General features: G+C 50.9%; 16 protein-coding genes and 1 pseudogene. 10 read left to right on the forward strand and 7 right to left on the reverse strand.

Going from position 1 to position 18,043, the window contains the following annotated elements; translation table 11 throughout:
• The first annotated feature begins 446 nt into the window (after window positions 1-446).
• From AX755_RS03460 to dbpA, 4 genes are all read left to right on the forward strand, one after another.
• Window positions 447-1,601, forward strand: a complete 1,155-nt coding sequence (locus tag AX755_RS03460; RefSeq protein WP_062856287.1) for a methyl-accepting chemotaxis protein — start codon at window positions 447-449, stop codon at window positions 1,599-1,601.
• A gap of 120 nt (window positions 1,602-1,721) precedes the next feature.
• The gene (gene zntB / locus AX755_RS03465) at window positions 1,722-2,705 is read left to right on the forward strand and encodes a zinc transporter ZntB (protein ID WP_029882921.1); all 984 of its coding nucleotides are present in this window, start codon (window positions 1,722-1,724) and stop codon (window positions 2,703-2,705) included.
• Window positions 2,706-2,979: 274 nt separating this feature from the next.
• Complete coding sequence (ynaL, locus tag AX755_RS25930) at window positions 2,980-3,162, forward strand: proline-rich small protein YnaL (RefSeq protein ID WP_071830099.1); 183 nt, start codon at window positions 2,980-2,982, stop codon at window positions 3,160-3,162.
• Window positions 3,163-3,189: 27 nt separating this feature from the next.
• Window positions 3,190-4,563 (forward strand): ATP-dependent RNA helicase DbpA, encoded by a 1,374-nt coding sequence (gene dbpA / locus AX755_RS03470; RefSeq protein WP_045294241.1) that lies wholly within the window; start codon window positions 3,190-3,192, stop codon window positions 4,561-4,563.
• Window positions 4,564-4,609: 46 nt separating this feature from the next.
• On the opposite strand, the gene ttcA is transcribed toward dbpA, so the two are convergent.
• From ttcA to AX755_RS03480, 3 genes and pseudogenes are all read right to left on the reverse strand, one after another.
• Complete coding sequence (gene ttcA / locus AX755_RS03475) at window positions 4,610-5,545, reverse strand: tRNA 2-thiocytidine(32) synthetase TtcA (RefSeq protein WP_013096454.1); 936 nt, start codon at window positions 5,543-5,545, stop codon at window positions 4,610-4,612.
• A 98-nt stretch (window positions 5,546-5,643) separates the two neighbouring features.
• Window positions 5,644-5,828 (reverse strand): annotated as a pseudogene (locus AX755_RS25685) (site-specific integrase); the annotation flags it as partial.
• A gap of 93 nt (window positions 5,829-5,921) precedes the next feature.
• Window positions 5,922-6,140 (reverse strand): YgdI/YgdR family lipoprotein, encoded by a 219-nt coding sequence (locus tag AX755_RS03480; RefSeq protein WP_032618552.1) that lies wholly within the window; start codon window positions 6,138-6,140, stop codon window positions 5,922-5,924.
• A 1,330-nt stretch (window positions 6,141-7,470) separates the two neighbouring features.
• On the opposite strand from AX755_RS03480, the gene msbA reads away from it, so the two are divergent.
• The 5 genes from msbA to AX755_RS25690 all read left to right on the forward strand — a co-directional run bounded on the left by msbA (window position 7,471) and on the right by AX755_RS25690 (window position 10,676).
• Window positions 7,471-9,228 (forward strand): lipid A ABC transporter ATP-binding protein/permease MsbA, encoded by a 1,758-nt coding sequence (gene msbA, locus AX755_RS03485; protein WP_062856288.1) that lies wholly within the window; start codon window positions 7,471-7,473, stop codon window positions 9,226-9,228.
• 189 nt (window positions 9,229-9,417) lie between these two features.
• Window positions 9,418-9,867, forward strand: a complete 450-nt coding sequence (locus AX755_RS03490) for a hypothetical protein (protein WP_029882924.1) — start codon at window positions 9,418-9,420, stop codon at window positions 9,865-9,867.
• Between the two features lie 39 nt (window positions 9,868-9,906).
• Window positions 9,907-10,104, forward strand: a complete 198-nt coding sequence (locus tag AX755_RS03495; RefSeq protein ID WP_013096459.1) for a hypothetical protein — start codon at window positions 9,907-9,909, stop codon at window positions 10,102-10,104.
• Between the two features lie 3 nt (window positions 10,105-10,107).
• Window positions 10,108-10,533, forward strand: a complete 426-nt coding sequence (locus AX755_RS03500) for a GFA family protein (protein WP_045294236.1) — start codon at window positions 10,108-10,110, stop codon at window positions 10,531-10,533.
• Window positions 10,534-10,598: 65 nt separating this feature from the next.
• On the forward strand, window positions 10,599-10,676 hold the full coding sequence (locus tag AX755_RS25690) for a hypothetical protein (protein WP_223232805.1): 78 nt from the start codon (window positions 10,599-10,601) through the stop codon (window positions 10,674-10,676).
• A 335-nt stretch (window positions 10,677-11,011) separates the two neighbouring features.
• On the opposite strand, the gene ompC is transcribed toward AX755_RS25690, so the two are convergent.
• The 3 genes from ompC to AX755_RS03515 all read right to left on the reverse strand — a co-directional run bounded on the left by ompC (window position 11,012) and on the right by AX755_RS03515 (window position 17,102).
• Window positions 11,012-12,121, reverse strand: coding sequence for a porin OmpC (gene ompC / locus AX755_RS03505; protein ID WP_013096462.1), 1,110 nt, complete (start codon window positions 12,119-12,121; stop codon window positions 11,012-11,014).
• Window positions 12,122-12,509: 388 nt separating this feature from the next.
• A complete protein-coding gene (gene nifJ / locus AX755_RS03510) occupies window positions 12,510-16,034 on the reverse strand; it encodes a pyruvate:ferredoxin (flavodoxin) oxidoreductase (protein WP_062856289.1) in 3,525 nt (1,174 codons plus the stop codon).
• A gap of 183 nt (window positions 16,035-16,217) precedes the next feature.
• On the reverse strand, window positions 16,218-17,102 hold the full coding sequence (locus AX755_RS03515) for a hypothetical protein (RefSeq protein ID WP_062856290.1): 885 nt from the start codon (window positions 17,100-17,102) through the stop codon (window positions 16,218-16,220).
• Window positions 17,103-17,310: 208 nt separating this feature from the next.
• Between AX755_RS03515 and AX755_RS03520 the strand changes: the two genes are divergently transcribed.
• Complete coding sequence (locus AX755_RS03520) at window positions 17,311-17,577, forward strand: putative hemolysin (protein WP_013096465.1); 267 nt, start codon at window positions 17,311-17,313, stop codon at window positions 17,575-17,577.
• On the opposite strand, the gene hslJ is transcribed toward AX755_RS03520, so the two are convergent.
• Window positions 17,578-18,015, reverse strand: a complete 438-nt coding sequence (gene hslJ, locus AX755_RS03525) for a heat shock protein HslJ (RefSeq protein ID WP_013096466.1) — start codon at window positions 18,013-18,015, stop codon at window positions 17,578-17,580. It abuts the gene before it with no gap.
• Between the last annotated feature and the right edge of the window lie 28 nt (window positions 18,016-18,043).

Here is an 18,043-nt window from a genome sequence, read left to right on the forward strand (position 1 = left end):
CCACGCCAAAGGGGTTACTGATTTCGCCAACCGGGACAGATCTTTATCTGGTGCGTGCAGGCGAGTTCAAACAATATTAGTTATAGGGTACGTAAAACGGCCCGCACTATTAAAACGCAAAACTGTAAGCAATATAAAATATATTCTCAGTTCTAACTTGTTAAGCACAGCTAAACAAGGGCAGTTAATTGCAACAAAGTCTCTTAAATAGGGTGGTGATTAACCCATTTAGCCGCAGGTGATGGTATCGCTTAAGTTCGTGTCAGACCAGTATCACAGTATCCATGGCACAATATTTCCCACAATACGCTTTTTTTATCTCACTTAAGTTAAATTGCAGGTTGCTAACTGCGAAACGACAAAGCACCGCTATTCGTGAGGACAAACGCCAGTACGAATGCTATAAACCTTAATGCCGACCAAAATATTAAGTTGTGGGAATAATCATGCTAAAAAATATTAGTGTCAGAACCTTCATTGTCTATTTCCTTTTGTCTCTTTTTTTGCTAAACGCAGCGGTCGTCTTTCTATTTACCGGCGCATCGTCACTCTTAATAACGCTCAATGTAATAAATGTGATTGCTCTTTTTTTACTCTGGATTTACATGACCCAATATCTTGTGACACCGATCAATACTGTGAAAAAAAGTATTGAAGAAGTCACGGCAGGGAATCTTGGCGTGACAATCCCCGAGTTTGGCAACAACTGCGCAGGGCGTTTAATTCCCGGGATTAACAGCCTTTCGGGCAATATTGCAACACTGGTCCGGGAAATCAGGGCGTCGTCACAAACCGCCATGACCTTATCGGAACAACTCTCCGCACGCAGCGCGCAGCTATCGGTGAAAACGGAGCAGCAATCGGCTTCGCTGGTGCAAACCGCAGCCAGCATGGAGCAGATGGCTGCGAGCACCAAAAACAATGCTGATAACACCCGACTCGCCAGTGAACAGGCCAATCAGGCAACGCTTCAGGCGCGTAAGGGGGGCGAGTTGATGGGGCAGGTTGCTCACAATATGCAATCGATCACCGAATGCGCACAGCAAATGACGGAAATCATCTCGATGATCGACGGCATTGCCTTCCAGACCAATATCCTTGCGCTTAACGCGGCCGTTGAGGCGGCAAGGGCGGGAGACCACGGAAAAGGCTTCTCTGTGGTCGCGGAGGAGGTGCGAAATCTGGCACACCGCAGCGCGGAAGCGGCGAAGAACATCAAAACGCTGATTGAAGTCACCAGCAATAACGTTATACAGGGCGTGACGGTAGTGTCAGAAGCGGAAAAAAACATGCGTGAGATTGTGGCCGGATCCGGCAATGTCAGCCGTCTGATGGATGAAATTTCCAGTTCCACATCCGAGCAGGAGAAGGGAATTTCACAGATTACGCTGGCATTATCAGAGCTGGAAAGGGTTACGCAAAGCAATGTGGCGATGGCGGAGGAACTTAACGGATCCTCCGACGTGCTGCGCAATCAGGTTACTGAACTGCAGTCACGGACACGCAATTTCCGGCTCGACGGGGGATACGCGGCTGATAATTCGTTATCTACACCGATTGTTCCGCTGGCGTTCCCACAGCGACAAGGACATTCCGCCTGAAGGGACACCGCCGTTACCCGTACAATTCCCGAGCGATTTCAGCGCCATGCGGAACATAGTGGTTGCGTAACCTCTGCCGAAAGCTAGACTGACAACGAAAAGCTAAAAGGTGGAGGCGTTGTGGAGAGCATAAAAGGGTCTGAACTGAACGTTCCTGACGCAGTGTTTGCGTGGGTGTTTGACGGTAAAGGCGGTGCCCGGCCGCTGGAAGACAACGACGTGATCGATCACGCGCATCCCTGCTGGTTACACCTGAACTATACCCATCCGGACAGCGCTGAATGGCTGGCATCCACCCCTTTACTGCCAAACAACGTGCGTGATGCGCTGGCAGGGGAAAGCCTGCGGCCACGCGTGAGCCGGATGGGTGACGGTACGTTGATCACGCTTCGCTGTATTAACGGCAGCACGGATGAACGTCCCGATCAGCTGGTGGCGATGCGCGTCTATATGGATGATGGGCTTATCGTTTCCACTCGCCAGCGTAAAGTGCTGGCGCTGGATGACGTGGTAAACGATCTGAAAGAGGGCACCGGGCCGACCGACTGCGGCAGCTGGCTGGTGGATGTCTGCGATGCGCTTACCGATCACGCGAGCGAGTTTATCGAAGAGTTGCACGATAAAATTATCGATCTGGAAGATAACCTGCTCGATCAGCAGATACCGCCACGCGGTTTCCTGGCGTTACTGCGCAAGCAACTGATTGTGATGCGTCGCTACATGACGCCACAACGTGATGTATATGCCCGTCTGGCCAGCGAGCGTCTCAGCTGGATGAATGATGACCAGCGCCGTAGAATGCAGGACATTGCTGACAGGCTGGGGCGCGGGCTGGATGAAATTGATTCCTGTATTGCCAGAACCGCAGTAATGGCCGATGAGATAGCACAGGTGATGCAGGAGTCGCTGGCCAGAAGAACCTACACGATGTCGCTGATGGCAATGGTCTTTTTACCCAGTACCTTTCTGACCGGTCTGTTTGGCGTAAACCTGGGCGGCATTCCCGGCGGTGCTTATCGCTACGGCTTTACCGCGTTTTGCGTCATGTTAGCTGCTTTGATTGGCGGTGTTGCATGGTGGTTGCATCGTAGTAAATGGTTGTAAATTTACGCTTTTTCCACCTTTTACGCGGATCAAAACGCTCTTTTAATTGAGCAAAGTCAATAAACAGAAACCGTGTAAGGTGCATTATTACTCCCGCAGGTGAATGCAACGTCAAGCGATGGGCGTTGCGCTCCATATTGTCTTACTTCCTTTTTTGAATTACTGCATAGCACAATTGATTCGTACGACGCCGACTTTAATAGTCGGCTTTTTTTTGCCTCCCGTTTCTCAGGGTCTACCCTAAAAGGGTCAATCCAAAAAACTGGAGGGAAAGATGAACCATCTACTCGCGCTGCAACGGCTGCATTCACGGCAGTCCGATCCGGTCCCGACCGACCCAACGCCCATGCCCGATCCCATTCCGCGTCCGCAGCCTATGCCCGACCCGCCGCCCGATGAAGAACCGATTAAATTGTCGCATCGAACCCCGAGATCTGCGAGGATACGCGCCATCTGACCGCAAAGATGACCACGAGAGACTATTGTGACCGCTTTTTCTACCCTGAATGTTCTGCCTGCCGCCCAACTCGATAACCTCAACGAGTTGGGATACCTCACGATGACGCCTGTTCAGGCGGCCGCATTACCCGCCATTCTTGAGGGGCGCGATGTTCGCGTACAGGCAAAAACCGGCAGTGGGAAAACGGCAGCGTTCGGTCTTGGACTGTTACAGCATATTGATGCCACTCTGTTCCAGACCCAGTCTCTGGTTCTGTGCCCGACCCGCGAACTGGCTGACCAGGTCGCGGGTGAGTTGCGTCGTCTGGCGCGCTTCCTGCCCAACACCAAGATCTTAACCCTCTGCGGCGGACAGCCGTTCGGGGCGCAGCGTGATTCGCTCCAGCATGCGCCCCATATTATTGTCGCGACACCTGGCCGTCTGCTGGATCATCTGCAAAAAGGCACCGTTTCACTGGATGCCCTGCAAACGCTGGTGATGGATGAAGCGGACCGTATGCTGGACATGGGCTTCAGCGATGCCATCGACGAAGTGATCCGCTTCGCGCCGGAAGATCGTCAGACATTGTTATTCTCTGCGACCTGGCCTGACGCCATCGCTGCGATCAGCGGTCGTGTACAAAAAAATCCGCTGACGATTGAAATCGACAGCGTGGATGCGCTGCCTGCCATCGAGCAGCAGTTCTTTGAAACCTCGCAGCAGGGCAAAATCCCGCTTCTGCAGAAATTACTGAGCCAGCACCAGCCCGCCTCCTGCGTGGTGTTTTGTAATACCAAAAAAGATTGCCAGGCGGTGTGTGATGCCCTGAATGCCGCCGGGCAAAGCGCGCTGTCATTGCATGGCGATCTTGAACAGCGCGATCGTGACCAGACGCTGGTTCGCTTCGCGAACGGCAGCGCCCGTGTGCTGGTTGCAACCGATGTCGCCGCACGTGGGCTGGACATTAAATCGCTGGAGCTGGTTGTTAACTACGAGCTGGCCTGGGATCCAGAAGTACACGTTCACCGCATTGGGCGTACCGCACGTGCCGGAAACAGCGGGCTGGCCATTAGCTTCTGCGCGCCGGAAGAGGCGCAGCGCGCCAATATCTTGTCTGAAATGCTGCAGATAAAGCTTAACTGGGTGAACACCCCGGGGAACGGTCGCGTTGTGCCACTCGAAGCCGAAATGGCGACGCTGTGCATTGATGGCGGCAAAAAAGCCAAGATGCGTCCAGGCGACGTATTAGGCGCGCTGACAGGTGACATGGGACTGGATGGCGCCGATATCGGCAAGATTACCGTTCATCCGGCACACGTATATGTGGCAATCCGCCAGGCGGTTGCGCATAAGGCATGGAAGCAGCTGCAAAACGGTAAAATTAAAGGCAAAACCTGCCGGGTCAGATTGCTGAAATAAGCGGCAGAAAAAACGCGTCTCAGACTGACTCTGAGACGCGACAGGATTATTTCACTTCAAGTACGTTCAGGCGCAGCTCGTCAAACTGATTATCATCCTCTTCCGGCTGCCAGCCTGCAGGCTGCATGGGGATCTCTTCCCGATCAAACGCCAGATCGCCGCCATTCACCACCTCTGAATCATGGTTGATGCCTTTGAAGTCGAACAGCTCAACATCCGCAAGGTGAGAAGGCACCACGTTCTGCATTGCGCTGAACATGGTTTCGATGCGCCCTGGATAACGTTTATCCCAGTCACGCAGCATGTCACCAATGACCTGGCGCTGCAGGTTCGGCTGAGAGCCACACAGGTTGCATGGAATAATCGGGAAAGCTTTCGCCTGGGAGAAGCGTTCAATGTCCTTCTCGCGGCAATAGGCGAGAGGGCGGATGACAATGTGTTTGCCGTCATCGCTCATCAGCTTAGGCGGCATGCCTTTCATCTTCCCGCCGTAGAACATGTTCAGGAACAGCGTTTGCAGGATATCGTCGCGGTGATGACCCAGCGCAATTTTGGTTGCGCCCAGCTCCGTCGCGGTCCGGTACAGAATGCCACGACGCAGACGAGAGCAGAGAGAGCAGGTGGTTTTGCCCTCCGGGATCTTCTCTTTTACGATACCGTAGGTGTTTTCTTCGACGATTTTGTACTCAACGCCCAGCTTATCGAGATATTCCGGCAGGATATGCTCAGGGAAACCCGGCTGTTTCTGGTCAAGGTTTACGGCCACCAGGGAGAATTTCACCGGCGCGCTCTGCTGAAGATTACGCAGGATCTCCAGCATGGTGTAGCTGTCTTTACCCCCTGACAGGCAAACCATGATGCGGTCGCCTTCTTCAATCATATTGAAGTCTGCAATGGCTTCGCCCACATTACGGCGCAGCCGCTTCTGCAGCTTGTTGAGGTTGTATTGTTCTTTCTTTGTATTTGATTGATTGTCTTGCATTTATTGCTACCTTCGGAGCCAGCAGGGGCAAAAGTTTTCAGCGTGCCGGCTAATCGTTAAGCATCAGCACCTGTTGCCATTCATTTTCCACGCATTCTATGCCGCAACTGTCTGGCTATGAAAGATGGGTTAACGCCGGCAGTCAATGCCAGCGGGCAAAAGTATGTCGCGTATGGTACGGATTCCGGCGGCGAATACCAGCACGTTTTACAGCGATGAAGGATCTTGTGCCGACTTGCGGTAAAACGTAATCGGCTTTCTGTTCGCCATCAGCGAGACGTGGTCGTTAAAACAGATAACATAAGGTGGGTAAGGGCAGGCAAGCTCCGCTCAGTAAAATGGCGGAGCCAGTAAAACGGAAGGACAGATCAGGTGGTTACTTTTCTACAATCTCTTTCACATCCGATTGATGTATCTGATGAATGCTGCCATCTGCATCTTTGTATGAAATTAAACCGGTGTCTTTATCTCGCTCTGGTTTTCCATGTGTGGTCATCATATGTCCATCTTTGGTCGATATAACATAATCACTTGAGCACCCTGTTATTGCTAACGCGACACCTAATGCCAAAAATGCAAAAATACCACCCTTCATATTAACCTCTAATTAACTTTATAGTTACAATCGTTTTAATACAGCATTATTTAACAACAGTAAATTGCAACGCTTCGTCAACGAAAGGGAATTTCCATTTTAAGCAAAAAAGAGCAATAAACGGCCACAGCGTATCCGTATATGTGGCGTTTAATCTTGTGCTTCTTTTTGGAATCCGTCTTTTTTTAGATGTAATCCTTTATGACTATTTCCGTTGCTCTTCATTCGCATCAGTATTGATTTAACTTGTATCGCTGCTTCTTATCTTGCGTTTCAGCGTATGGGAATGTGAAGCTCGCATGCGACTTTACTGATGTGCTGGCGGCCCGGATTAGACAATCACTGGCGAACGATTCCCTTAAGATGATATCCCACAGGAAGGGGTGAAAGTGTTTAAGTTAAGTACTTTTGGTTTTATGATTTTATTGTGCTCAGGGTGTAGTTCTGATGTGGTTATCACTCCTGCGGAAAAACCGGTTTATAAGCCAATGCCTGATATAACGCAATCTGTAACACCGTCTCAGCAACGGGCGATCATGGCTGGTGAACGTCCCGACTGGACAGACAGAGCACCGGTCACCACGACCAGGCGTTATTGATTTCTGCTTATCATCTTCAGGCTGCATAGCGCAGCGATTTCATAAGTAGCAGAGAACAACCCGGGACCTCACGATGGGGTCCTGCATGCTGATACGTAGCTTTAACGTGACCTGCACGAATAGCCACTTAAACTGCACTGTGTTGAGAGTCTATTCATCTTCAGGCTATTAAGCTGTTTTCCCCGTACAAAGCAGGAGGGAAACGGTGATGGCTGTTTTAAAAGTATGTCTTTTAGTTGGGTGCTTCCTGGCGGGTTGTGTCTTGTATCTTCATCTTTTTACGTCAATGAAGGAAGCATGCATAAAAGATACGGCAGGAGAAGTGTTTCACGTGCGTCAGGTTGAAAATGCTACTGATTGTCAGTCTTTTAACTGGAGCACGTATATACAGTGTGGCTATTTTTAGTCGTAAATATAACAAATGATCAACATGCACAAAGCGAAAATTTATATGCGGTAAAAGAAACTGCAATCAGTAAACATTGAGATTTATCTGCTTCTGTTTTATTCATTTCTTTCTGGGGTGGGATATGTTAATAGATGGTTGGATAACAGGGTGAAATGAAGTTAAAAATAAAATAAGCATAATGAACATGACAGAGCAAAAAAATATTTTTCGCGAGTGGTTGGATATTCGTTGAAGTAACACATCATACCCTTAATACCGTTGTGCAGTGGTTCCTTTAAAACTGTACGTTATGCTCAACGACTCTCATTATTAAGGCTCCCGTATGCAAACTGACAAAGACCTTTCCACCTGGCTCACGTTTCGCCGTCTTTGGCCTATAATATCGCCTTTTAAGAAAGGACTATTGGTTGCGGCATTAGCATTAATGATAAATGCCGCCTGCGATCCTTTTATGCTGTCTTTGCTAAAGCCGTTAATGGATGATGGCGTGGGCAAAATGGACCGCTCTGTCATGTTATGGATGCCGGTTGTGGTTATCGGATTGATGACGCTACGCGGTATTACCAGTTTTATCTCCAGCTATTGTGTCTCCTGGGTCTCGGGCAAAGTGGTGATGGATGTGCGCCGGAAATTGTTCCGCCATTTGATGGGCATGCCTGTGTCGTTTTTTGACAAACAGTCAACCGGGACGTTGCTGTCGCGTATTACCTATGATTCCGAACAAGTCGCATCTTCGTCATCAGGTACGCTGATAACGGTCATCCGTGAGGGTGCGTCAATCATCGGCTTGTTCGCCATGATGTTCTACTATAGCTGGCAGCTCTCAATCATCCTGATTGTACTGGCACCTGTTATATCCGTGACTATTCGTATGGTGTCCAAACGCTTTCGCACTATCAGTAAAAGCATGCAGAATACGATGGGGCAGGTCACGGCGAGTGCTGAGCAGATGCTTAAAGGCCATAAAGAAGTATTAATTTTCGGCGGTCAGGACGTTGAAACAAAACGCTTTGATAAGGTCAGCAATAAGATGCGTTTGCAGGGAATGAAAATGATGTCCGCATCGTCAATCTCCGATCCTGTTATTCAGCTTATTGCCTCCCTGGCACTCGCGTTTGTTCTTTATGCTGCCAGCTTCCCGAGTGTTATGGCGACCCTGACGGCGGGAACGATTAGCGTCGTTTTCACATCGATGATTGCATTGATGCGGCCTCTTAAATCCCTGACCAATGTGAACGCGCAGTTCCAGCGCGGGATGGCCGCTTGCCAGACGCTGTTCACTATTCTTGATTCCGAACAGGAAAAAGATGAAGGTAAGCGTGTACTTGAACGCGCAAAAGCGGACGTGGTGTTTCGCAATGTGACGTTTACCTATCCGGGACGTGAGGCCCCAGCGCTACGCAATATCAGCCTGAACATACCTGCCGGTAAGACCGTTGCCCTTGTCGGACGTTCCGGCTCGGGTAAATCAACCATCGCCAGCCTGATGACGCGATTTTATGATATTGATGAAGGTGAAATTCTGCTGGACGGCCACGACCTGCAAGAATATACCCTTCAGTCGCTTCGTAACCAGGTGGCGCTGGTTTCGCAAAATGTCCACCTGTTCAACGACACGGTTGCCAACAACATCGCCTACGGTCGTACGGAGCAGTACACCCGTGACCAGATCGAGAATGCCGCGCGTATGGCAAATGCGATGGACTTTATCAACAAGATGGATAACGGTCTTGATACCATCATCGGTGAAAACGGGGTACTGCTTTCTGGTGGGCAACGGCAACGTATCGCTATTGCACGCGCACTGTTGCGGGACAGTCCAATACTCATCCTTGATGAAGCAACGTCAGCCCTGGATACGGAATCGGAACGCGCTATACAGTCTGCGCTCGAGGAACTGCAAAAGAACCGTACATCACTGGTGATTGCGCATCGTCTGTCGACTATTGAAAAAGCTGACGAAATCATTGTTGTTGAAGATGGCGTTATCGTTGAACGCGGAAGCCATGCGGAATTGCTGACGCACAATGGGGTGTACGCACAGCTTCACAAAATGCAATTCGGTGCGTCAAACAGTTAAGTCACATTCACGCTTTTTACCCCGCTTGCAAAAGCGGGGTAACCTGTAATGTCACCCAAACCTGATTTTTGGTTTTGTTGTACGCTATTGAGCATCCTCACTGCCAATAGTAGTAGGCCAAATCCTGGTGGGTTGCTGTTTTTTGTCCGTTCTGAATAATACGTGCAACAACACGGACGACAGCATCTCATGAAAATAAAATGTATTACGCTGGCAGCGCTGATGTTTTATTCAGCGCCTGGCTGGTCGACGTTTCAGGAGCGGGAATATAATACCTGGTATATAAAAAATGCCGTTCTTTATGACATGACGCAGACGTCGGAAGGTTTTCCGGTAATGGTGAGCGTATCTCAGCCCGGGAAAAAATCCGCTAATCTGGTGGTTTCATACATCACCGAAGGGCAATGCGGAAAAAATACGCTGCCGCTTAATGTGAATGGTAAAGTGCTGCCCGCCAGCTATTACTGTGTTCAGGTTGGGTCGAACAGAATTGAACATTTTTCAGTGGTCGATGCAACCAGCGTCAATGCCCTGGTGGCGCATCTGAATTCAGATTTCACCCTTCTCCTACAAAACGATATCAAGATTTGGGCCGCAAATATCAAATCGCCGAAATACGGTCTGACACCGCGTTTTTAAAATCCTGCTACGCTTGTTTGTGGTATCAGGAGCATGAACATGAAGAACAAAGATGAACAAACCGGGTTAGTTGGGCTGGCGATTGGTGCTGCCGTTATCGGGCTTGTTTCGGCACAGAAACCGATCGATCGTAACAGCATTGTTGATGAACTGCTAAGACTCGGCAGGCAAAAGGGTGACGGCGTAGAGGATGAGGTGTTCGTCAAGGCCGCTGAACTGGTAAGAAAGGGGGTGTAAACGATGGCAGAAATCCGTCATGCCCGATGCCATTGTGGTGCAGTGGCATTCACCGTTGCGTTAACCGATGGGTTAAATACCGCCCGTCGCTGTAGCTGTTCGTTTTGTCGGATGAGAGGGGCGGTTGTGGTCTCTGCACCGTTAACCGGTATAACCGTCACTAAAGGCGAGGATAAACTTACGGAGTACCGCTTTAACACCGGTACAGCCCGGCATTTCTTCTGCTCGGTCTGCGGGATTTATACCTTCCATCAGCGGCGTTCTAATCCCAATGAATACGGTGTAAATGTCGCCTGTTTTGAAAACGTCTCTCCGTTCGATTTCCCGGAAGTGACGGTGATGGACGGGGTTAACCATCCTGCGGATGGCGAAAGTGGGGTCTTTGGCTATCTCTCTTTTCGCAAACGCGCGCCAACACAAGCGTCCTAGCCGCCTGGCCACATTGTGCTAACGCTGGCTATAGTGGGAAGTGGGTATCTTAAAGAGGAGACATTATGCTTAGTGTTGAAAAAGACGACCCACGTGAGGCGCCTGAATCAGGGGATAAAAAGCCTCAGCCCGTGAAAAAATAGCATTCACTAAGGGTATCACGGCCACCGGCACTGCTGGTGGCTTTTTGTTTTCAAAGGCTCACTGTTAATGCCTGTCGAGATGATTTAAGAGCGTGCCGAGGTGCCCAACAATATCGCGGAAATCGAAAATTAACGCCATCCACAAACACGCTAAAAGAGCCAGTAGGGCAAGGGATACACGACCAAACAACACAGTTATCCTTAATGAAGAGGGGGATATCTGCGCAGTCTAACCCGCAGTCTTTCAACTTATCCTCAACAATCTCGCGATAGCGTGCTGTTGTGCGACTAACCTCAAAAAAGGTGAGCCCGCATGATGCTGCGGGCTCTGATCATCAGAACTGGTAAACCAGGCCTAATGCAACGACATCATCGGTACCGATACCGTTGTTTTTGTAGAAGCTGTCATCTTCATCCAGCAGGTTGATTTTATAATCCACATAGGTGGACATGTTTTTGTTGAAGTAATAGGTTGCGCCTACGTCGGCATATTTAACCAGGTCCTGATCGCCCTGACCGTTGCCCAGGTCTTTACCTTTCGACTGCAGGTAGGAAATTGCCGGACGCAGACCAAAATCGAACTGGTATTGTGCGGTTACTTCGAAGTTCTGGGTTTTATTCGCCACGGCGCTTTCGTTGTCGCCGTAAGGGGTCATATTGCGGGTTTCAGAATACATGGCCGCCAGATAGATATTGTTGGCGTCATATTTCAGACCCGCGGTCCAGGCATCCGCTTTATCCCCGCCCGCGGTGGTATTTCTCACCTGATCGTTGGTACGGTCAGAAGAGGTATAGGCCGCCCCCGCTGAAATTCCCATACCGAAATCATAGGTGGTAGAAATACCGAAGCCGTCACCGTTCTCATGACGCGTGTCGCGACCATTATTGGTCCCTTCCTGGTTATTGCTGGCATCTTCGTTATTACCCTGATACTGCAGAGCAAAGTTCAGACCCGGCACCAGGCCATAGAAATCGGTGTTGCGGTAGGTTGCTACGCCATTGGCACGACCGGTCATAAAGTTATCGGCATAGGTGTAAGAGTCGCCGCCGAACTCTGGCAGCATATCGGTCCAGCCTTCCACGTCATACAGGACACCATAGTTACGGCCGTAGTCAAAGGAACCGTAGTCACCCACTTTCACACCGGCGAAGGCCAGACGTGTCCAGGACTGGTTGTCAGACCCCTCGGTGTTATTTGCCTGAATGTTGTATTCCCATTGTGCGTAGCCGGTCATCATGTCGTTGATCTGGGTTTCGCCCTTGAAACCCAAACGCATATAGGTCTGATCGCCGTCTTTAGACGTGTCATCAGAGAAGTAGTGCAAACCATCTACTTTTCCGTACAGATCTAATTTATTGCCATCCTTATTATAAATCTCTGCTGCATGCGCAGCGCCAGCCATTAACAGAGCCGGAATCATCAGGGCCAGTACTTTTCTTTGCATTATGGTATTCCTTTGCGGTTGTTTTTATTTAATTACCTGTTGAACTTTCCTTTGCGGAGAGTTGTCACATGCTAAATCACTCCGCTGAAAGAGTAATAAATTATAATTGTTACGAAGTGAGTAAAATCTAAAGGGAATTGTTCTGCGGAAATGTTAATTTGTTTGATGAATGTTTTAGTGAAAAACATAATAAATTAAAATTATTAATCATGCGGTAAATCAGGTAATGTCTGCCCCGTTATATGCCTTTAAGATTATTATCCATAATTCCCATGAATATCATTTATTCATTTAACGTGATGCTCAGGGATTATTTGGTCTGGCCCGGTGTGAATACACCGGGCTTTTTTTATGGCATAAAAATGCCCGGACAAGCCGGGCATGGGGATTATTCGCTGGTGGATTTTTCCGCTTTCCCGGCCATTTGCGCCAGGAAGTCGTACCGTTTTTGCAGATCGGCGGCGGCATCTTTCCACAACTGCTCAGCCACCTCTGGCTGTTGCGCATTGAGGCGACGGAAGCGTTGCTCCTGCAGCAGTGTCTCAGCCAGGGCATCTGACGGAGGACGTGAATCGAGCGCCAGCGGCAGCTTGCCTTCCTCTGCCCGGCGAGGATCAAAGCGGTACAGCGGCCAGAAGCCCGTGGCGGTCAACTGACGCATCTGGTCGTGGCTGAGCGCCAGATCATAACCATGCTCTTCGCAAGGGCTGTAGGCGATGATAAGCGATGGGCCCGGATACGCTTCCGCCTCCTGAATCGCTTTCACCGTCTGGTTAAGCTGCGCGCCGAGCGAGATTTGCGCAACGTACACGTGGCCATACATCATCATGCTGACGCCGAGATCTTTACGCGCCTTGCGTTTCCCGTGTTCGCCAAATTTTGTTACCGCTCCTAACGGCGTGGCTTTTGACGCCTGTCCGCCGGTATTGGAATAACACTGGGTATCCAGCACCAGGATGTTCACGTTCTCGGTCAGGCTCAACACATGATCCAGCCCGCCAAAGCCAATATCATATGCCCAGCCATCGCCGCCAATCAGCCAGATCGATTTTTCAACCAGGGCGTCTGCGTCGGTCACCAGTTGTTCTGCACCGTCAACGCCCTGAAGGGCATTACGAAGCGCCGTGACCTGTTCACGACGAACCTCAGGCGTGGCTTCAGCGTGCAGCGCAGCGTGCAAGTCGGCAGGGATGTTATCGGCAAACTGATCCAGCAGGCGCATCACGCGTGCGCGGTGCTGATCCACCGTTAAGCGGAAGCCAAGACCAAATTCGGCGTTATCCTCAAACAGCGAGTTCGCCCATGCCGGGCCGCGGCCGTTGGCGTCGGTGGTGTATGGGGTGGACGGCAGGTTACCGCCATAAATAGACGAACAGCCGGTTGCGTTGGCGATCAGCATCCGGTCACCGTAGAGTTGCGTCAGCAGTTTGATGTACGGTGTTTCCCCGCAGCCCGAGCAGGCGCCAGAGTATTCGAACAGCGGCGTGATCAGCTGTGAGGTACGGATATCAATACGTTCCAGCTTGCTCCGATCGATTTCCGGCAGGTTCAGGAAGAAGTCATAATTCACTTTCTCTTCTTCCACGTGTTCCAGCCGCGACATCATATTGATGGCTTTGATATCCGGGTTCTGTCGGTCTTTGGCCGGGCAGACCTCGACGCAGAGGTTACAGCCGGTGCAATCTTCTGGTGCAACCTGCAGAACGTATTTCTGTCCGCGCATATCGCGGGATTTCACATCCAGTGAATGCAGGCTGGATGGGGCCGATTCCATCGCGTCCGGAGAAACGACTTTGGCCCGGATGGCAGAGTGCGGGCACGCTGCCACACAGTGATTGCACTGGGTACACAGCTCTTCCTTCCAGATTGGGATCTCTTCGGCGATGTTGCGTTTTTCCCAGCGGGTGGTGCCCATCGGCCAGGTGCCATCCGGCGGCAGGGCGGAGACGGGAAGGGCATCGCCCAGCCCCGCCAGCATGGCCGCCGTTACGGTTTTAACAAAATCTGGAGCCGCATCAGAAACCACCGGAGGACGGTTCGGGCTGCTGGCATTCACCGGCTGGAGCGGTACTTCAGACAGCGACTCGCGCGCCAGCGCCAGTGCCTGCCAGTTGCGTTCAACCAATTCCTGGCCTTTACTGCTGTAACTTTTGGCGATCGCGCCCTGCAGTTCCATTAAGGCGCTGTCGCCCGGCAGAATGTTTGTGAGGTGGAAGAACGCCATCTGCATGACGGTGTTGATGCGCGCGGCAAGACCACATTCACGGGCGATCTTCGCCGCGTTAATGACAAAAAGCCGCGCTTTTTTCTGATTAAGCACCGCCTGCACTTCCTGCGGCAGGAGCGTCCAGACTTCATCCGCACTGTACGGCGTGTTGAGGAGGAAAATACCGCCAGGTTTGAGACGTTCGGCCATCTGGTATTTATCGATAAACTGCAGCTGGTGACAGCCGACAAAATCAGCCTGCGAAATAAGATACGCCGAGCGGATAGGGTGTTCGCTGACGCGCAGATGGGACACGGTCAGCCCGCCGGCTTTCTTGGAGTCATAGACGAAATAACCCTGTGCATACCACGGTGTGGAATTACCGATGATCTTGATGTTGTTCTTGGTTGCCGAAACGCTGCCGTCGCTGCCCAGACCGTAGAACAGCGCCTCAAGTTTCGCGCCGGAGGGCAGGGTGTTTTCCGGCAAGGCCAGTGAGAGATGAGTGACATCGTCATAAATACCGACCGTAAAGCGAGGCTTCGGCTTCGTTTCACTCAGTTCATTAAACACCGCCAGCACGCAATCCGGACCGAACTCTTTGGACGACAAACCATAACGTCCGCCAATGACACGCGGCAGCGTTTCGCGCTCACCGTTACTGAAGGCTTCCGCCAGCGCGGTCATGACGTCCAGATACAGCGGTTCTGCGTGTGCGCCTGGCTCTTTGGTACGATCGAGCACGGCCACGCTACGTGCGCTCTCCGGCAGCGCAGAGAGCAGATGTTTCGCTGAGAACGGGCGGAAAAGGCGAACTTTCAGCACCCCAACTTTCTCGCCGCGCGTCAGCAGTTCATCCACGACTTCTTCACAGGTGCCAATGGCTGAACCCATCAGCACAATCACGCGTTCCGCCTGTGGATGGCCATAATATTCAAACGGTTTATATTCCCGTCCGGTGGCGGCAGCGAAATCGTTCATCGCCTGTTCCACATGATCGTACACCGCGTTGTACCACGGGTTCGTTGCCTCGCGGGACTGGAAGTAAGTATCCGGGTTGGCCGATGTCCCGCGGATCACCGGATGTTCCGGGTTGAGTGCGCGGGCGCGATGGGCATCAATGTCCGCCTGCGGCAGAAGCGAGAGAAGGGTTTCGTCTGCCAGCGGCACGATTTTGTTGATTTCGTGGGAGGTGCGGAAACCATCAAAGAAGTGAATAAACGGCACGCGGCTTTTCAGCGTCGCGATATGGGAAATTAACGCGAAATCCTGGGCCTCCTGAACGCTGCTGGCGCACAGCATGGCGCAGCCGGTCTGACGCACGGCCATCACATCGGAGTGATCGCCAAAAATGGAGAGCGCGTGGGTAGCAACGGTTCGTGCCGCGACGTGCAGGACAAACGGGGTAAGTTGACCGGCCAGTTTGTACAGCGTCGGGATCATCAGCAGCAATCCCTGCGAGGAGGTGAACGATGTGGAGAGCGCCCCCGTCTGTAGCGCACCATGCACCGCGGCAATCGCACCCGCTTCGGACTGCATTTCGACGACTCTCGGGACATCGCCCCAGACATTTTTTAACCCGTTTCCTGCCCAGGCATCTGCCTGTTCGGCCATTGTAGAGCTTGGCGTAATCGGGTAGATGGCGATAACTTCGCTGGTGCGAAACGCGACTGACGCGACTGCACCATTACCGTCAATAGTTTGCATAGGACGACACCCTTACATTGCGCAAAAAAAGAGGGGTCCGTAAATCTGGTCAGACCCTGAATATTATTCCCTTATTTTAGCAAAGGCCGGATTTTGCGATTTTCGCATTTGTGTCCTCGGTATTCTCACCATCAATGAGTAGATCAAACTTTTGGCGAAAAACCCTTCTAAATCTTAAATAATTCAGTTCCAGTATTCATAAGTCGCTGTCATGGCTGCTTTATGTTTGTACTCAAAAGCCTTGCCTTTGTCGTTATCTGGTGAGGAGATAGTGATGTCGATATCCGCCTGGATACATTCCCCGTTAGTGTCCCATTCCTTACAGGTATTCACCGTTTTTTCGATAGTGTAATAGGTCTCGGTGTTCGTCCAGGTCAGCTGGCGACCTGCATCATCGTAAACATACTCATCCACGACGTTAGGTGTGTACCTTTTTGTCAGGCGATGATGCGTGTCGTACTCGTACTCCGTGCGGTAATTCTCAATCGCCAGGTTACTTTTGTTTTCTGAACGGGTAAGAGCCCCTGTTGTATTGAGGGTATACAGAATGGTGCCCATGCTGGTTCGATCTTTCTCCCCCGGCGTTGTGGCAGTAATGGTGCCGCGGTTAACTGCTTTACTGATAATCCCTTTTTTGTTTAGCAAATACATACCTTCAACATTATGACGGAATAACAGTGTCGATTTTTGGTTGCGCTTGTCCGTTCCGATGCCTTTGCCATCGACAAGGATGCGCCAGCCGTAATCCGCTTTACTGAGTTTTATCGCACTGGTAATCACAAGAACAGATTGAGGATAGGTTGCTGTTTTTACCTCCAGCATACTGCCGCCAAGAAGTTCGCCACAGCGGTTGTAACTCGCATTTATTGTTGTACGGATGTAACCGTCCGGACTCTCAATCCTGGTCTCAATCGTTTTAGGTATTGCTTCATTAATTTGCTGTTGCAGTAGAATGAAATTATTGGTTTTATTTTTGTTTACGCTTTCGGGTGAGCACTGCTCAGCCCGGGCATGAAAAGAACACAGCGCGAGCACGGCTACGCAAAACGACTTATTGTAAATCGGCATTGATTATTATCCTTATGAACCAGCCTGTTAACGCAATCCCAAAGAGCAAAGCAGTAATATACTGCCAACAGCTTCAGGTTCAACAATATCCAAAAAAATTGCGAGAAATTGTTTCAGCAGCGCATAAATACGCACTTCCGCTCTCGACGGCACGGGATGTGATGCCTATTATGCATAGGTTTCGCATTATTCATGGGGGAGAGAGAGCATGCGTTCAGCGTTTTGGGTAGGGTGTGCCGCGTTATTGCTGTCGGCCTGTAGTAACGAACCTGTTCAGCAGGCCACGGCGGCACACGTAACGCCGGGAATGAAAGCCGCGATGTCCAGTTCAGGACAAGCCAACTGCGCGATGATTGGTGGCTCACTGTCTGTTGCCCGCCAGCTCGATGGCTCTGCGATCGGGATGTGCGCCTTGCCAAACGGCAAACGCTGCAGTGAACAGTCGCTTGCCGTTGGATCCTGCGGTAGCTACTGATTATTCAGCGCGTTTAAACATCAGCGTTTTGTCGGCTGTCGCCAGCGTTAACTGGTCTTCAGTCAGGTCGACCTGCGCCCCTTTGCGCAGCATGTCGCCGATGGCCTGATCCAGTTCGTTCAATTGTGGTTCGGTACAGAGTTTGCGCGTCATCGCCAGCCCTTTAACCTTAAGTTCTCCTTCGGACAATTTTCCCTGTCCGTTGAAGCGGTTACACATCACGCCGGAAATGCTGATGTTATTAACCAGGCTGATATCGGGCAACGCGCTAAAACTGATCTCAGGTTGCGTTGTCGTGGCCTTCACGGCTTTCCCGTCCACATTTTCCAGCACAAAGCGGTGGTTCTTAAGCTGCTCCGGCTGAACAGACGCTTTACCCGGATTAACGCAGCCGGAGAGGACAAGACTGATAACACTTAACGCAATGAGTTTTTTCATTTTTCTTCTCGAACTATAAATACTGTGA

This window comes from Enterobacter sp. SENG-6 (assembly GCF_001605945.1).
In the GTDB taxonomy this organism is placed as follows: Bacteria; Pseudomonadota; Gammaproteobacteria; order Enterobacterales; family Enterobacteriaceae; genus Enterobacter; species Enterobacter cloacae.

What these genes read in the sequence shown, in the direction of transcription:
- AX755_RS03460 (WP_062856287.1), top strand. Translation starts at nt 447, where the DNA reads ATGCTAAAAAATATTAGTGTCAGAACCTTCATTGTCTATTTCCTTTTG.
- ynaL (WP_071830099.1), top strand. Translation starts at nt 2,980, where the DNA reads ATGAACCATCTACTCGCGCTGCAACGGCTGCATTCACGGCAGTCCGAT.
- ttcA (WP_013096454.1), bottom strand. Translation starts at nt 5,545, where the DNA reads ATGCAAGACAATCAATCAAATACAAAGAAAGAACAATACAACCTCAAC.
- AX755_RS03480 (WP_032618552.1), bottom strand. Translation starts at nt 6,140, where the DNA reads ATGAAGGGTGGTATTTTTGCATTTTTGGCATTAGGTGTCGCGTTAGCA.
- msbA (WP_062856288.1), top strand. Translation starts at nt 7,471, where the DNA reads ATGCAAACTGACAAAGACCTTTCCACCTGGCTCACGTTTCGCCGTCTT.
- AX755_RS03490 (WP_029882924.1), top strand. Translation starts at nt 9,418, where the DNA reads ATGAAAATAAAATGTATTACGCTGGCAGCGCTGATGTTTTATTCAGCG.
- AX755_RS03495 (WP_013096459.1), top strand. Translation starts at nt 9,907, where the DNA reads ATGAAGAACAAAGATGAACAAACCGGGTTAGTTGGGCTGGCGATTGGT.
- AX755_RS03500 (WP_045294236.1), top strand. Translation starts at nt 10,108, where the DNA reads ATGGCAGAAATCCGTCATGCCCGATGCCATTGTGGTGCAGTGGCATTC.
- AX755_RS25690 (WP_223232805.1), top strand. Translation starts at nt 10,599, where the DNA reads ATGCTTAGTGTTGAAAAAGACGACCCACGTGAGGCGCCTGAATCAGGG.
- ompC (WP_013096462.1), bottom strand. Translation starts at nt 12,121, where the DNA reads ATGCAAAGAAAAGTACTGGCCCTGATGATTCCGGCTCTGTTAATGGCT.
- nifJ (WP_062856289.1), bottom strand. Translation starts at nt 16,034, where the DNA reads ATGCAAACTATTGACGGTAATGGTGCAGTCGCGTCAGTCGCGTTTCGC.
- AX755_RS03515 (WP_062856290.1), bottom strand. Translation starts at nt 17,102, where the DNA reads ATGCCGATTTACAATAAGTCGTTTTGCGTAGCCGTGCTCGCGCTGTGT.
- AX755_RS03520 (WP_013096465.1), top strand. Translation starts at nt 17,311, where the DNA reads ATGCGTTCAGCGTTTTGGGTAGGGTGTGCCGCGTTATTGCTGTCGGCC.
- hslJ (WP_013096466.1), bottom strand. Translation starts at nt 18,015, where the DNA reads ATGAAAAAACTCATTGCGTTAAGTGTTATCAGTCTTGTCCTCTCCGGC.